The organism is Rhodovulum adriaticum, from assembly GCF_004345735.1.
GTDB lineage: Bacteria > Pseudomonadota > Alphaproteobacteria > Rhodobacterales > Rhodobacteraceae > Rhodovulum > Rhodovulum adriaticum.
Map to the genome: position 1 here is coordinate 1 of NZ_SLXL01000024.1, position 13,418 is coordinate 13,418.

Annotated in this window: 14 protein-coding genes and 1 tRNA gene; 6 read left to right on the forward strand and 9 right to left on the reverse strand. The window is 63.2% G+C overall.

The genetic code is table 11. From position 1 onward, the window contains the following. Positions 1–17: 17 nt before the first annotated feature. Positions 18–94, forward strand: a tRNA-Met gene (locus tag EV656_RS16185). Here the strand turns inward: EV656_RS16185 and EV656_RS16190 are convergent. From EV656_RS16190 to EV656_RS16220, 7 genes are all read right to left on the reverse strand, one after another. Beyond that, a complete protein-coding gene (locus EV656_RS16190) occupies positions 51–1,754 on the reverse strand; it encodes a recombinase family protein (protein WP_132605817.1) in 1,704 nt (567 codons plus the stop codon). The two genes, EV656_RS16185 and EV656_RS16190, sit on opposite strands and share 44 nt — an antisense overlap. 438 nt (positions 1,755–2,192) lie before the next feature. Continuing rightward, positions 2,193–3,278 carry a beta family protein gene (locus EV656_RS16195; protein ID WP_132605793.1) on the reverse strand — a complete coding sequence of 362 codons (1,086 nt, stop codon included), beginning with the start codon at positions 3,276–3,278 and terminating at the stop codon, positions 2,193–2,195. Between the two features lie 16 nt (positions 3,279–3,294). Further along, the gene (locus tag EV656_RS16200) at positions 3,295–3,843 is read right to left on the reverse strand and encodes an ImmA/IrrE family metallo-endopeptidase (RefSeq protein WP_132605795.1); all 549 of its coding nucleotides are present in this window, start codon (positions 3,841–3,843) and stop codon (positions 3,295–3,297) included. Positions 3,844–3,863: 20 nt separating this feature from the next. Then, positions 3,864–4,406, reverse strand: a complete 543-nt coding sequence (locus EV656_RS16205) for a hypothetical protein (protein WP_132605797.1) — start codon at positions 4,404–4,406, stop codon at positions 3,864–3,866. Positions 4,407–4,801: 395 nt separating this feature from the next. Beyond that, positions 4,802–5,224 (reverse strand): hypothetical protein, encoded by a 423-nt coding sequence (locus tag EV656_RS16210; RefSeq protein ID WP_132605799.1) that lies wholly within the window; start codon positions 5,222–5,224, stop codon positions 4,802–4,804. Positions 5,225–5,294: 70 nt separating this feature from the next. Beyond that, a complete protein-coding gene (locus EV656_RS16215; protein ID WP_132605801.1) occupies positions 5,295–5,849 on the reverse strand; it encodes a hypothetical protein in 555 nt (184 codons plus the stop codon). 1 nt (position 5,850) lies between these two features. Next, the gene (locus EV656_RS16220) at positions 5,851–6,393 is read right to left on the reverse strand and encodes a hypothetical protein (protein WP_132605803.1); all 543 of its coding nucleotides are present in this window, start codon (positions 6,391–6,393) and stop codon (positions 5,851–5,853) included. Positions 6,394–6,984: 591 nt separating this feature from the next. Between EV656_RS16220 and EV656_RS16225 the strand changes: the two genes are divergently transcribed. Both EV656_RS16225 and EV656_RS16230 read left to right on the forward strand, forming a co-directional pair. Beyond that, on the forward strand, positions 6,985–8,253 hold the full coding sequence (locus tag EV656_RS16225; RefSeq protein WP_132605805.1) for a plasmid recombination protein: 1,269 nt from the start codon (positions 6,985–6,987) through the stop codon (positions 8,251–8,253). Positions 8,254–8,435: 182 nt separating this feature from the next. Beyond that, complete coding sequence (locus tag EV656_RS16230; protein WP_132605807.1) at positions 8,436–8,879, forward strand: hypothetical protein; 444 nt, start codon at positions 8,436–8,438, stop codon at positions 8,877–8,879. A 44-nt stretch (positions 8,880–8,923) separates the two neighbouring features. On the opposite strand, the gene EV656_RS16980 is transcribed toward EV656_RS16230, so the two are convergent. Continuing rightward, positions 8,924–9,895, reverse strand: a complete 972-nt coding sequence (locus EV656_RS16980) for a DNA cytosine methyltransferase (protein WP_132605819.1) — start codon at positions 9,893–9,895, stop codon at positions 8,924–8,926. Between the two features lie 142 nt (positions 9,896–10,037). Between EV656_RS16980 and EV656_RS16240 the strand changes: the two genes are divergently transcribed. Next, on the forward strand, positions 10,038–11,033 hold the full coding sequence (locus EV656_RS16240) for an HNH endonuclease (RefSeq protein WP_132605809.1): 996 nt from the start codon (positions 10,038–10,040) through the stop codon (positions 11,031–11,033). Between the two features lie 3 nt (positions 11,034–11,036). Then, entirely contained in the window at positions 11,037–11,456 is a 420-nt protein-coding gene (locus EV656_RS16245) for a very short patch repair endonuclease (RefSeq protein ID WP_132605811.1), read from the forward strand. A gap of 66 nt (positions 11,457–11,522) precedes the next feature. On the opposite strand, the gene EV656_RS16250 is transcribed toward EV656_RS16245, so the two are convergent. Beyond that, the gene (locus tag EV656_RS16250; protein ID WP_165919030.1) at positions 11,523–11,897 is read right to left on the reverse strand and encodes a recombinase family protein; all 375 of its coding nucleotides are present in this window, start codon (positions 11,895–11,897) and stop codon (positions 11,523–11,525) included. Positions 11,898–12,559: 662 nt separating this feature from the next. Between EV656_RS16250 and EV656_RS16255 the strand changes: the two genes are divergently transcribed. Beyond that, positions 12,560–13,418: endonuclease NucS domain-containing protein (locus tag EV656_RS16255; RefSeq protein WP_132605815.1), on the forward strand; the 859-nt coding region annotated here is incomplete at its 3' end.

Below are 13,418 nucleotides of genomic sequence, written 5' to 3' on the forward strand. Positions count from 1 at the left end.
TCTCAATCCATAACCAGCGCGGGGTGGAGCAGCCCGGTAGCTCGTCAGGCTCATAACCTGAAGGTCGTAGGTTCAAATCCTACCCCCGCAACCAACTTGAGCGAACAACGCGCAGCATCATACCCGGCCCGCGCCTCAGGGTGCGCTGCCATCAGCATCTGCACGATGTCCCCCTCGATCTCAACGATATGACCGCGACGGTCCTCCGGGTGCGGATGCACTGACACACGATCCAAAAGCGTGTGCAGCGCGTCCGCCGCCCGCCCCACGATCTCCTCCTGCGACAGAGTCCGCACCAGCCCCGCCACATAGGCCTGCCAACGCTGCGGCAGGTCGTCGGGCAATACCACGGGCTCGGGCGTCAGCCCGTCCAGCTTCGCCCGCAGGCGCTTCAACTCCGCGTTCAGCTCATTCACCTCGGCGATGCTCTCGTCGTCGATCAGACCCCGCTTCAGGGCCGTCATCAGGTTGCCCCGGGTCGTCTCCTTCTCAGAAATCAGCCGCTCATACAGGCGCTGTTCGTCGCTGGCAGCGCGGGACTGTTCCTTGAGGTGTTGGGCCACCTGCGTGCGGAACCGTTCATACGCCCAGTCCTGCATCAGTTCGTGCTGGAGCCCGTTGATCACGGTCTCCTCGGCCAGGTTCTGCTTGATCCCGGTCATCCCCTTGCAAACCGCCGGGCCTTTCTCCTTGGCGTTCGCGCAGTAGTAGCGCCGCGTCTTGCCGCTGCCGGCCACGGTCAGGGTGCCGCCGCACAGGCCGCAGCGCAGAAGCCCGGACAGCAGATATTTGCGGCGTCGCAGCCCCTGGCTGGCAGACAGCCGGTTCCGGTCCGTAGCGGGCGCGTCCTCGCTCTTCAGGTGATAGGCCTTCTGCCGCTCCTTGACCGCGTTCCAGAGGTCGTCGTCGAGGATGCGCAGATGCGGGACATCGAAGACCTGCCATTCCTCGGGATCGTTCAGCCGCGAGACGCGCCTCCGCGTGTCCGGGTCGCGGCGGTAGGACAGCCGGTTCCATACCCGTTTGCCGACATAAAGCTCGTTGTTCAGGATCCCGGTGCCGCGCTGCCGGTTGCCGTTCAGTGTGTTCTGTTTCCAGTGCCCTGAACCAGCGCCGCGCCCACGGGGGGCCGGGATGCCGTCCTCGTTCAGCCGTGCAGCGATCTTCAGCGGAGAGTGGCCCGCCGCGTAGTCGGTGAAGATGCGCCGGATGACGGCGGCCTCTTCCGGCACGACCGCCAACTCCCCCGTCTGGCGCAGCCCGTCAGCGCCTACAGGCACGCGATAGCCATAGGGTAGGCCGCCGGGATTCTTGCCCTTGCGCACCAGGCCCGCCTGGCCGCGGCGCGTCTTCTCGGCCAAGGCTTCCAGGAACATCGTGCCCATGATCCCCGAGAACGCCGTCTTGATGAAATCCATCTTGCCCTGGTCGAGCGTGTGGATCTCGATGCCGTGGTGCGCGGTGCGTTTCCACAGGTCGGCGATATCCACATTGTCCCGGCTGATCCGGTCCATGCTCTCGGCCAGCACCGTGTCGAACTTGCCGGCGCCGAGGTCGCCCACCAGCCGCTGGAACCCGGGGCGGTCGCGCAAGGCGCTGGACAGTTCCCGGTCGGTGTATTCCTCGACCACCTCCCAGCCCTTCCGGCGCGCCAGCGTCCGGCACTGATAAACTTGGTCCTCGATCGACATCGGGTTCTGCTTGTCGGTGGAATAGCGCGCGTAGATCGCCGCGCGCGTCGGGGCTTGGGTCATCGCTTTCCCTGTGGTTCCGTGCCGCGGGATCGCCGCAGCCTCGCCCGGGAGGGTGCGGTGATCCGGCGCACATGTTTGCCCTATGATCGCCCGATTGCAATCCTAGCGTGCGGGCGCTGCGACCAAAAGCCCGCAAGAATGGCCGCCAGCTCCCGCGCGGCTTGCTCTGCGATCAGGTCGATCAGTCGCTCCAGGGCCATCCGGGTCTCCTTCCGCTTTGGACGGTCAAAAACCGAAGCGCGAGAGACAGAGATGACCAAGGCGCCGAGACGCCGACACCAGGCAAACCGCACGGCGCGGAGGCATAAGGCGGGACACCAAGCAGCAGGCCCGCGTCGCAAAAGCGGCGCGGGCCGATTAGAGAAAAGGAGAATCGGGCGCGACTTGCCCTAAATCCGCCTTTAGTGCGGAATGCAGCTATGTGCTTGATCTAAGAATTCAAAAATCGTCGTCGCTCCACTCCTCATCTAGCGCTTCGGGCGGCGGAAGGTGGCCATAGAAAGCTTGCCGATGGAGGTGAATGTTGATCCTCGCCGCATACATCTTGGGCATGGTGTCGATTGCGAACGCTTGTCCCGCCGCTGTACCTTCGATGAGCTGTTCGCCCCAAATCCCAAGGTTCCCGGCCCAGTAGCCGCTATCCAATATTCGTTGCGCTGCGACTTGGAATGATACCTCGTTTATCTGGTCGCGTGCGATTATCCACGAGGTGTCTGTTGGGTAGTCGATACGGTTCTTGGGCTGGCTGGCATGGCCATAGCTCCGGGGTTTGGTCGTCCCCCAATCGCCGTAGATGATCCTCGGGTGGTTAGTTGCCTGTTGCACCTGGACGAGTAGATCGCGGTTCGCAAAGCCACAAACCGCTGTCCCGTCGAATACTGTGAAGTCCTTGGGAAAAGAGGTGCAAGAGATTGCAATCGGCACCTCCGGCGGAATCGTTCCAAAGAAACTGTTGGTGTATCCGCTGGCTAGGGCTGCCACGAGGAGTGGGTCAGGAACCCAGCCAAATTCGAACACGACAGCATAGTCATTCGCACCCTCTGCCGCCAGTTCTGCCACTAGGGTCGGCATCCACTGCGGGATGCCCGAGCCTATGCCCTCAGCAAGATTCATTCGCAGGCAAAAGGTCCGGTCATGCTCCCGGGCCCAAACAATCTGCTCCCGCGCGCTTTCAATCGTGCGGTCTGCCATAAGTAAGCAAGGGTTGGCTTGCGGATACTCCGAAAGAAGGTTCCACCACGCATCAAGGTCTGCCGGTTTGGCGGCCAGCCGCGCCCAGAGTTCTTTTGCCTCATTAGGCTTGTCGTTGGCTCTGTAGTAGGTGTCTACGTCGATGAAGTAAGGGCGCGACGGATAAGCTTCCTCAAACTTGTCCAATGCTCGAGACAGAGGCGATGTTGCCAGCCAAGGAGCTAACAGCACGAGTGGTGTTAGCCGGTTTTTCGTTGTACCCGGCAGTTCTTTTAGGCCGCTAAGTTCGGCCGGGCGGATGCCCAACGTAACCAGATACTCCTGAACATCCATTGCCCGTTCCGCCTCCTCACACCATTTGGAGTTTGATTTCCATCGCAGCCGTGGAGACGCCAAAGCGACGGGCGAGGTCCTCAATCACCTCGGGTGTCATCGGCCCAGAGTATTCAGCGGTGGCCTCGGCAAGCTGCGCGGATGGGATGACGAGGTCAGATGCGAGCCGATTGGCCTCGTATTCGACGTTTGCGGGCTGCCCCGAGCGCAGCAGAACATTCTCCGACCAGCCACCTTCGGCCACGATCAGATCGCGGTGGAGGAGGTAATGTGCCAGCTCATGGGCGAGCGTGAAGCGCTGGCGATGTTTGGCTTCATGCCGGTTGATGCGGATGACGAAATCACCGTTTTCTTGGCCGATTTGGCCAGAGGTGCCGCGTGGCAGGGTCGAAAGCAAGACCTTGACGCCCAGTCGCTTGGCGATGGCGCCGAGCTTGACCGGATGCGTAGACAGGTATTCGTCAATTTCTGCCCGCACCTCGGGCGAAAGGTTCAGGTATTCCCGGGAAGGCGACTTGACTTCCCAGCCATTTGACGCCGCCATGCTGTGCATATTTCCGTCCATGGTTTCTCCCTCCTGTATTGTCAGGCTTGTCCGCCTTCGTCGTCTGCATATTCATTCCCATTGTCCGTGTAGGCCTCTGGCCCACCGCCCTGTATCCGCATCGCGACGCGCTCAAGCACTTCATCGAGTTCGCCCCGCTGGGCCATCTCGCTCATGATCTTGTGTCCCAACTCGTCATTCAGCAGCGCAGCCTGAAGTGCTGTTGGGAGCGCCTCATCCACCTTCGCTTTAACATTAGGCTCGAGTTCAGTTGCCATCGTCTCGTTGATCTTTTGGGCTGCGGCATCCTTGGCGCCGTCCGCCGCCTCTTCTTTGATCTCGCGCAGCGTCTTGAGGGCGACGAGACCAACGACGAGCGCCCCAACTGTCACGGTCAAGCCAACGGCACCCAGGAAAATCGTCGCCACGGTCAGCAGTAGGTCAATGTAGTCCGCTCTCGTGGGGTCGATGTAAGCAGCCTGGCCTTGCCCCGGAAGCCCCCAGCCAAACCAGAACACAATTGCTGCGACAGCGGCAAATCCGCCGATGATTGCCCCTAGTATAGTCGCGCTAACCTTACCCAATACCAAGCTCCTGCCCGCCAAGATAAGAACATATAGCGAACTTATTTGTGCGTAGTGTACTCGACTAAGTTGGAAGGGTCGACAGAAAACCTTGAATCTTAAGGGTATCTGCGACAAATCTGCTTGATTTGAAGCTTGCGTTCTGGCTCTAGGAGCAAGTGCAGGTGAGGGCAACATTTAGCGGTAGATCGCTCCAGGATCAGCAACAGACAATGCCCTAACACGATCATTGGGTAAGACGCTTCTGAGGAAGCACAAAGCGCTGTCTTAGGCGCGCCGCTCTGTTGCAGCAGAAGGGTGGATTGCGGCGCGCCCGGGTGCGGCGGTGAGCTGGTCCGCGGCACCGAGTGAAGGCCGGGGGCGATCGCGCCCCGTTGGAACCATTCATCATGGCATCACCCCTCGAACCCGCGGGAGCGTCCGATATCGCGTTCGGCGGCCAGCAGGTCGGCGACGCGGTGGGAGGCGTTCAGGGCCTCGCGCAGCAGGCGCATCGCGTGGTCGAGGGAGCGGGCGGCGGTGTCGTCCGGGTCGATGCGGGCGAGATCGCGCAGCAGCGTCTCGCAGGTTGTGCGGAACTCGTCGTCGAGCGCCTTGCGCCGGGCGACGCGGTCGGCCAGCCGTTCCAGGCGGGGCTGGAGCGGCTTGAAGTGATCGTAGGGCAGTCCACGCAAGACCTCGATGGCGGCGCGGGCGTCGGCCAGGGCATCGGCGGCGATGTCCTCGACGCGGTCGAAATCGGTGCGGTAGCCGTCGCCCTGGATGTGGATGACGCGGTGGGTGTTGCCGTTGGGGATGGATGTCGGGGTGTGAAGCATGGGGGTTTCCTTGGATTGAGAGGGTGAGCGGGGGGACCCGCCCTCCGTGTCGGGAGGGCGGGCCCCGCGCTCAGTGCAGGCGGGCCTTCGTGCGGCCGGCGGGGAGGCTGGCGGGAAGCGTGATCGCCAAACGTCCGGTGCCGTCAGGGACGGAGAGCTCGACCTTGCGGGACCGGACCAACCCCGTGCCCAAGATGTGGAAGATCGCGCGCAGGCCCTGGCGGATGGCCTTGAGCTTGTCCAGCGCCGGGTCCGTCAGGCGCCCGATGACGGGCGACGGCAACGGCATGCCTGCGGCCCGCGGGTCGGGCAGCGTGTAGCACAGCGGATGCTCGAAGAACCGGGCCAGCCGGTCGCGGCCGATCTGCACCGGGGTGCCGTCGGCCACGGCCTTGCGCTCATCCTCGGTCAGGACCGGCCCCTTTTCGGCGTCCGCGGTGGCAAGGAAGACCAGCCGGCCGCGGGCGGTCTCCAGGATATCGACGACGACACGCGGTTCGCGCAGCCGCTCGGGCACCGGGACGCCGGCCGGATAGGTCGGCGCATACCAGAGCACATCGCCGATCTGCAGGCTGTCGCGCCAATGGGGCTGCTGTGCGGTGGGAGTCGATTGGGGGGCTGACATGTCAGGCGCTCCTCTGGTTGGGGCTGGATCGGGCCGGCAGGCGGTGTGGAAGGGCCGGCGCGGGGCGGTGGCGGCGGGCCGCGTCGCGGTCCCGGCGGCGTTCTGCGGCGATGTCGCGCTCGGCATGGAGGCGGGCACGCACGGCGTTCATCCGTTCGAACGAGGCGCCCGAAAGACGGCCCCGCACCGGCCCGGTGGTGTCGCGGGCGGGGAAGACGCGGGTATTGCCGACGGAGATGAGCAGCCGCTTGTCGGCGAGGAACCGGATCGGGCGCCAGAGGCCGGCCCGGACGAGTTCCGCGCCGTCGGCGATGTCGATGGCAAGCCCGCGTTGGCGCGTGTCCGGGCGCGGAAGGCCCGGGGCAATCACGGCGAACCGGCGCCCGCCGAGGGTCTCGATATCGAGCACCAGGCACGGCCGCGGGGGCGCGTCCCGTTTGGGGGCGTCGGGAGACAGCGGAAAGCGGCAGGACAGGACGGTGCCGTGGGAAAGGGCAGCGCTCCAGTCCGGTGCGGGCGGTCTGGATCGGGTTTGGTCGAGCATCAGGCAACTCCTTGATGGGATGAGAAGATCGCCGCCCGCCTGTGTTTCCGGGACCGGCCCGGCGCACAGCGCGCGCGACAGCCCTGCTGCGCGCGCTGTGCGCTGGGTCCGGTCGCCTGTCCCTGTTTCCCCGGGGCCTGCGCGACCTGACGGGGGTGTCCAGAGGGTGCGGCCCCCTTGGCCCGGCGCGGGCAGCGCGCGCCGGTGGGGGTTTGGGGGAGGAGTGCGGAACGGCCTCCCCCGGGAGCCTGGGGGTCTTGGGGGCGTGCGGAACGGGCCCCAAGCCGTCGGAGACGCCCGGGGTGTCCAGAGGGGGTGGCGAACCGCCCCTCGGCCCGCCGGGAGGCGCCGGGGTGCAGGAGCGGCGAGAGCCCCTGCCGCCCTCCGCGCAGGAGCCCCCGGAGGGCGGGGTCCCGGGGCAGCGCCCCGGGCGAACGACAGCTCGAACGGACGCGCCGCCAGGCGCGGGAGTGCGAGCTGATTAGTGAGTAATCACGCCTCCACCCCCGCACATCTTTCTGCAGCAAGATCGTTACGCCGCCGCGGGCAATCGACCGATCTCCTTCCTGCCCTGACAGAAGGAGGTCCTTGATGACGAAAGACACGCGCGATGCATTCCCGGTGGTGCTGAGGTTCGAAGGCCTGCACCCCGAGGACCTGGGCGGCTACGAGGCCCACCGCCTGCGCAAGGGTGGCGATCTCGGCCATGTGGATCGGACGCGGTCGCAGCTCAATCGCCGGCTCATCGGGGAGGCAGACTGGGCCGAGCAGGCCCTGGCCGAGATCGCCGAGATGCGGTCGGAGAACTTCGCCGAGGAACTGGAGGCGCTGGAACGGCGCAAGCGCCGCAAGGATCTTCGCCGCCGCCTGGCCGAAGGGCCCAAGGATCCCTGGCGGGCATCCCGGCACGGCCCCCTGCGCGAAGTGATCCTGACGGCCAATCGGGAGTGGTTCGAGGGCGACCTGTCCGAGTTCCTGGGCGAAAGCGACCGCAACCCGCGCGAGGTGGCGTTCGAGGAGCGGGCCGTGGCCTGGCTCAAGCACCATTTCGACGACGATGTCATCCATGCGCGCGCCGATCTCGATGAGCAGGCCTATCACATCCACGCCGTGATCATGCCGCGCGCGACGGTAGAGATCAAAGGCGCCACGCGGCGGATGTTGCAGCCCTCGATCCACCCGATGATCAAGGATTACGAGGCGGCCCAGGACAGCGTGGGCGCATGGTTCGCCGAGATCGGCCTGACCCGTGGCGAACGCCGGGCCCAGGCCATCCGCAATGCGCTGGCCTCGGGCCAGGAGCCGCCAAAGCAGCGGCGCCATGTCCGCCCGGCCGAATGGCGTCGGCAAGAGGAGTTGCGCCTCGCCAGGAAGGCGACCGAGGTCGAAGACAGGCGCCGCGAGGTCGCGGCCCGCGAGGACGAGGCGCAGGCGGTGATCGACTATGCCGATGCCGTCGCCGCAGGGCGGATGAACGAAGACGGGCGCGAGGTTGCGCCCGAGCCCGTAAAGGATGCGCCGCCGGCGCCCCCTGTCTTCCCGCCCGATCGCAAGGCCACGGGCGGGTTCCAGCGCGCACGCAAGGCGTTCCGCATGGCGTTGCGCCGGCTCACGGCTCGGGCCGAGGCCGACGCCCGCAGGCGGGCGGAGGCCGAGTTCGCCGAGGCGCTGGACAGTGTCCAGCAGGCGCGCGAGGCGATCGCCAAGGCGGCCCAGACCCTGCCGCAGGACCTGCGCGAGCGCGTCGGGCAAGCGTTGAAGATTGCGGTCGCCCGGACCATGCGCGCCGAGCGCAGCGCTCCGGGCCGGGACGGACGCGATCCCGGGCGAAATCTTTCCGGTGAAACGGGGCGCCGCTAGTGCGGGCGCCCTGAATGGAAAAATGAATCTATTGAAAACAGGTGGTTGTGAGAAAGTTCCTCAAAAGTTCTTCGGCGCGTTTTGGGGGCGGTGCGAAGAGAAAAATATGTTGGCCAGCCCTGAAGGCGCCGGATGATCCGACCGCCGGGCCCAACCGCCAATACGAGACGAAAGGTGTTCTTATGACTGACTTCACCATCCCCACCGGCAAGACCCGCCGCAACGCCACCAGCATCGACCAGCTGATGAACGAAAGCATGAAGCGCAAGCTGAATCGCATCGTCGCTGTGGCCGATCGCGAGTCGCGCAAGCTCAGCCAGAAGGAGCGCGAGCGCCGCGAGGCCATTGCCGAGACCATCGACGAATGGCTCGGGTTTTTGGACGAGAACGAGGAAGTCGAGACCCTGAAGGCGTTCTTCATCCAGATCGAGCTGCTGGCCAGCGCCAAGAACCGCCGCCGCATCGCCGGCCACCCCCTGCGCCCGCAGGAGGGCGTCGAAGAGGTGGTCGCGGCAGAACTGGCGCGCCGCGCGGCCGAGCGCGGCCGCGCCCAGTGCGAGAAAGAGGCCGCGGCCAAGGCCACCGATGCCGCCGCCGAGACCGACACGACCACCGTGGCCGACTAACCGCGCCTTCCCCGCGCGCCCCGGCGCGCGGGGTCAACCCTACGTTATTCAGCCGCTACTGCACCCATTTTACGCACGAACTCGACCTCTTGCGCTTCGATCGCTTGGTATAAGCGCCGTCCTACCCATTCCGCGACCGGCGGCGTCACCGCATTTCCGACTGCATGATACCTTAGGCTGTCGATCCGATCGGCCTGACGGTCATCGAAATGTAATGGCAGGGTCCAGTCTTCCGGGAAGCCTTGAACGCGCTCCACCTCGTTTGGTGTGAAGCGGCGGACCCGTCCGTCAGGATACCAAACATAGTTTCTTGACCAATCGGTGCCTGTATGCCGTGCAGACTCCGCGTAAATGCAGTGGGCGATGCTCTTTACGAGCGGGCCCCGCTCAGTATCTCCAATGATCGTCTGAAAGAGGGAGGGAGATTTCGGCCCATTCGATCTACCCTTCTTAGGATGCCAGTCGCCGCATTCGGGCTCAAAAAGTACTTCTCCGGGACCTCGCCCGTCTCGATGCATGGCAACAATGTAGACGCGACGGCGCTGCTGGGGGACTCCGAAGTCTTTGCTGTTAAGCACACGCCATGCGACACCATACCCGAGTTCGTCCAGCGCCTTGAGTACGACGGCGAAGTCTCGTCCTCCGTGGCTAGAGAGAAGCCCGTGCACGTTCTCGAGGATAATTGCTCTTGGCATGCGTCCTCGAACGAGCCGCATAAACTCGTGAAAGAGTCCAGACTGGCTCCCTCGAAGCCCAGATCTTGGCCCCATTCTTGCAAGCGAGAGATCTTGGCATGGGAATCCTGCTGCCCATACGTCAGCTTGAGGGATGTCTGTCTCATCTAGCTTCCTGATGTCCTCGCTCACGGGGAGGTCGGGCCAGTGCTGGGCGAGTATCTCGCGGCAGAACGGCTTGACCTCGCAGTGGAAGTTGAGCGTGAACCCCGCCCGCTCCAGACCGAGGTCCAGACCTCCGATACCGGAGAAGAATGATGCGACGGAGTAGGTCAGCTCGATTTCCCCCTTGTGAACCTGGCATTTTAGCCCTTATCTCTATCTAGAGTATCGCAGTCCGGTCAATAACAAAATAGGGTATTTCGGTCCCGCTTTGTTCTCGCCGGCATAGCAGGAGAGCGATTGACGTGAGGTTAATGCCCGCATGACGACCTGTGAGGTCCACTGGCGCCCGTCCGGCGGGCGGGGCGAGTTCGAGTTCGTACCGGCGGACTCGCTGATGGATCGTGACGTCGTTGTCGACTTTGACCAGCTCGGTATCCGCATCGATTCCGAGGTATACGGCAAGCAGGCGCAGGGCAAACCGCGGCTCCGTAAGCGCGCGCCGAACGACCGATCGAAACTGCATCTGCCGCAACTCGTGATGGCCGTCGCCGGGCTGCACGAGCCAGCGCGTTCAGACAAGCTGGGGCATGTCTCATTCCCGCTGGAAAACAAGAAGTTCCTAGTTCAGCAGATGGACTTTGACGTGCTGGAGGACGATGGTATGACCATCGTCCTCGCCCCGCTTCGCGCCTCCATTCTTCACAGCAAGGCACAGTTCCAACTGGACGACAGTCTCGCCGCGCTGGCCGGCGACATAGCAAACGTGGCGGAAATCGCAGCACGTGACCCTGACCTTGCCGCCGCGATCACTGCGCACGCCGACGCCATATCGACCGGCGTCAACACGGGCGAACTGCGCCGCACGGCGGATGCGTTGATCGCCCTCAAGGTGAAACGCTTTGGACCCACGAATGCCGGCGCCGTGAGGGTGCTCCTGGCTGCAGAGGACGGGCCCGAGGTCGAGGCGGAGCAGATCGCGGGCAAAGAGGGCCGAATCCTGACGCGATTGCACACCTACAAAGAGCGGGACCGGAAGTTCGCGAAGCAGGTCCGCGATCATTATCGCCATGTCCATGGCGGCAAGCTTCGGTGCGAGGCGTGTGGGACCGTCCCGGTGGAGGTCTACGGTAACGCTGGCGAGCGTGCGATGGAAGCACACCACACAGTCCCGATCGAAGAACTCCAACCGGACAGTGTCACGTTGGTCGAGGACATGGCAATGGTCTGCGCCGGCTGCCACCGCGTCATCCATTCGCAGAAGCCCTGCCTGACCATCCAGGAGGTCCGCGACCTGATCGCGGCCCACGCGCCCTGAGCCTTGGCCGACACCATCGACCCAGAGCGCCGGTCCCGCAACATGGCGAAGATCAAGGGGCGGGACACCAAACCCGAGCTGCGGCTGCGCTCAGCTCTGCACAGGATGGGCCTGCGCTTCCGCGTCTGCCGGAAGGATCTGCCGGGCAAACCTGACGTGGTCTTCCCGCGGCATAGGCTCGCCGTCCAGGTGCGCGGTTGCTTCTGGCACCAGCACGAGGGTTGTACAGCGGGTCGGCTTCCCAGGTCGAACCTTGACTATTGGCGACCGAAGCTGGAGGGGAACGTGCGCCGGGATGCGGAGAAGGACGAGGCCCTACGCGCGCTCGGCTGGCGCGTGCTGGTCGTCTGGGAATGCGAGCTCAAGACGGACGAGGGGCTGGCAGAAACTGTACAGCGCGTACTCGATGCATTGGGGCGATAAATAGAAGCCGCTGCGGCCGTGCTACGCAGGCATGAATGATGCAGTTCGAAACCGACTCCGGCTTGGTCATCTTTCTGTGGGAGTGGCGGTTCTTGGCAGGCCCATCAGTTTATGGACCGCCTGTAGTTCAACATCGGCATCTTTCAGGCGCTGGTCGATATGGATGCATTGCGCCAGGTCGCGCGATATCCGCGACAAGTCTTGGACCACAAGTGCGTCGCACTTTCCCGCAGCTGCGATGGAAAGAGCTTTTTGAAGACCAGGATGTTCAGTGGATAACCCCGATGCCGCCGCATCCGTGCATTCCGCGACGACGCTGCCGCCTTCCTGCTCAACGAAGTGGCGGCAGACTTCAAGTTGGGCCTCTATCGCCTGCCCGCCATCGCTATCGGTCGCGCTGCGTGCATAAATCACGAAGCGCTTGAAATCTTTTCTTGTCAAAGCCTTGCTCCAGATGCTGTTGGTCGGCCGCAGGTGCCGCTAACATAGAGCGGAAAAGTTCGATAAAGTCCAACTCCAGCCCCCGCAACCAAAATCCTTAGTGTTATCAAATCCTTACATGGCGCCCGCAGGGGCGCCGCTGCATTTGCAGGTCCTGGTGCTACAATGGTGCTACGTTTTGGGAAAAACACGGCGCGCCAGCGGCAAAGCGAGCGAAGGTGGCCTGAAGCCATAGCGCAGATTCGATGACGTCCATGGCTGAGCGCATCCGCCTGGGCGGCCCAGGGGGCAGCCTGACCGTGGTGGTCGGCGCCGCAGTGGAAGACCAGGGGGGCTGTAGACCAAGCGATGGCACAAACGGCCCATTGCTGCCATTGACCGATGTATCCCGCCGTGGCGGCGCGGCTCGTAAAAGGAGACATTCGCTGCGTTTGTTCGGATTGTGCTACTTCACGATTGGCTCGTTCGGTGCGAGCGCAAGCAGGCCGACGTAGTCAGGTACTAAAATGTTTGAATTGAGGCTGTCGCGAGCAGTTAGATCATTTATTTGAACCGAATTAATTAGATAATTGACTTGCAGAAATTTTAAGTTGGCTGGTGACGCGATGCTTGCCCTTTTTGACAGCCCTGGCACGCGACAAGCAAAGGGCAACTAAACCAACATGAAAAATCCAAAGTATACTGAAGCGACCATCCGTGATCATATCGCTGCCGATCTCGACATGGTTGAATCAGGCTTGTCGCTGGTCGACACCGAATCTCATCTTCCAAACAAGCAGGGCGCTTCGGGTTTCCTCGACATCTTCGCGCGTGATGCGGCGGGCAAGCTCGTGATCATAGAGATTAAGCGAACCGATGCTGCAGCGCGCGAAGCGATTCAAGAACTCTACAAATATGTCGCACTGCTGCGTGATAAATTTCTAGTCAAGAACACCGACATCCGCCTGATCCTGCTTTCGGTGGAATGGCACGAACTCGCCACGCCCTATGCTGAATTTGCCGCTTCAGCCCCGTTCGAAGTTGACGCCGGCACGATCACTCTCGATGCGGATGGCAAACCGGTCGAGATCAGGCCCATGACGCAGGGCGCACTCACAAGCGAGCGCAAGATCGGGGTCCGACATATTCTCTGGGGGTTTCCAGACGAAACGACTGCTGCCGAGGCGGTGGAGTTGATCGCGCGGCGGGTGAAGCGCTTCGGCCTAACCGACTTCGTGCTTATCCAGAGCCGGGCGACCAAGCCGGTCTTAGGCGGTCGTACCTTTCTCTATTTCGCTCAACGCGAGTTACGCTTCGAAGAGTATATGGAGTTAATAGAAGCCAGCTTCGACGAAGGCCAACTCGAGGAATTCCGCGAGAGCGTCGCCGATCTCACGGAACTTGAAGATCGGGTAGCCGAGGCATCTGATGCAGTGTGGCGTCTCTATGAACCGCCCCGGGTTTACCGGAGAGTAAAACACTCAAAGGATGAGCCCTATGACGAAGCAGAGATTCACCCCCGCCTATCCGTCCGAACTGCGT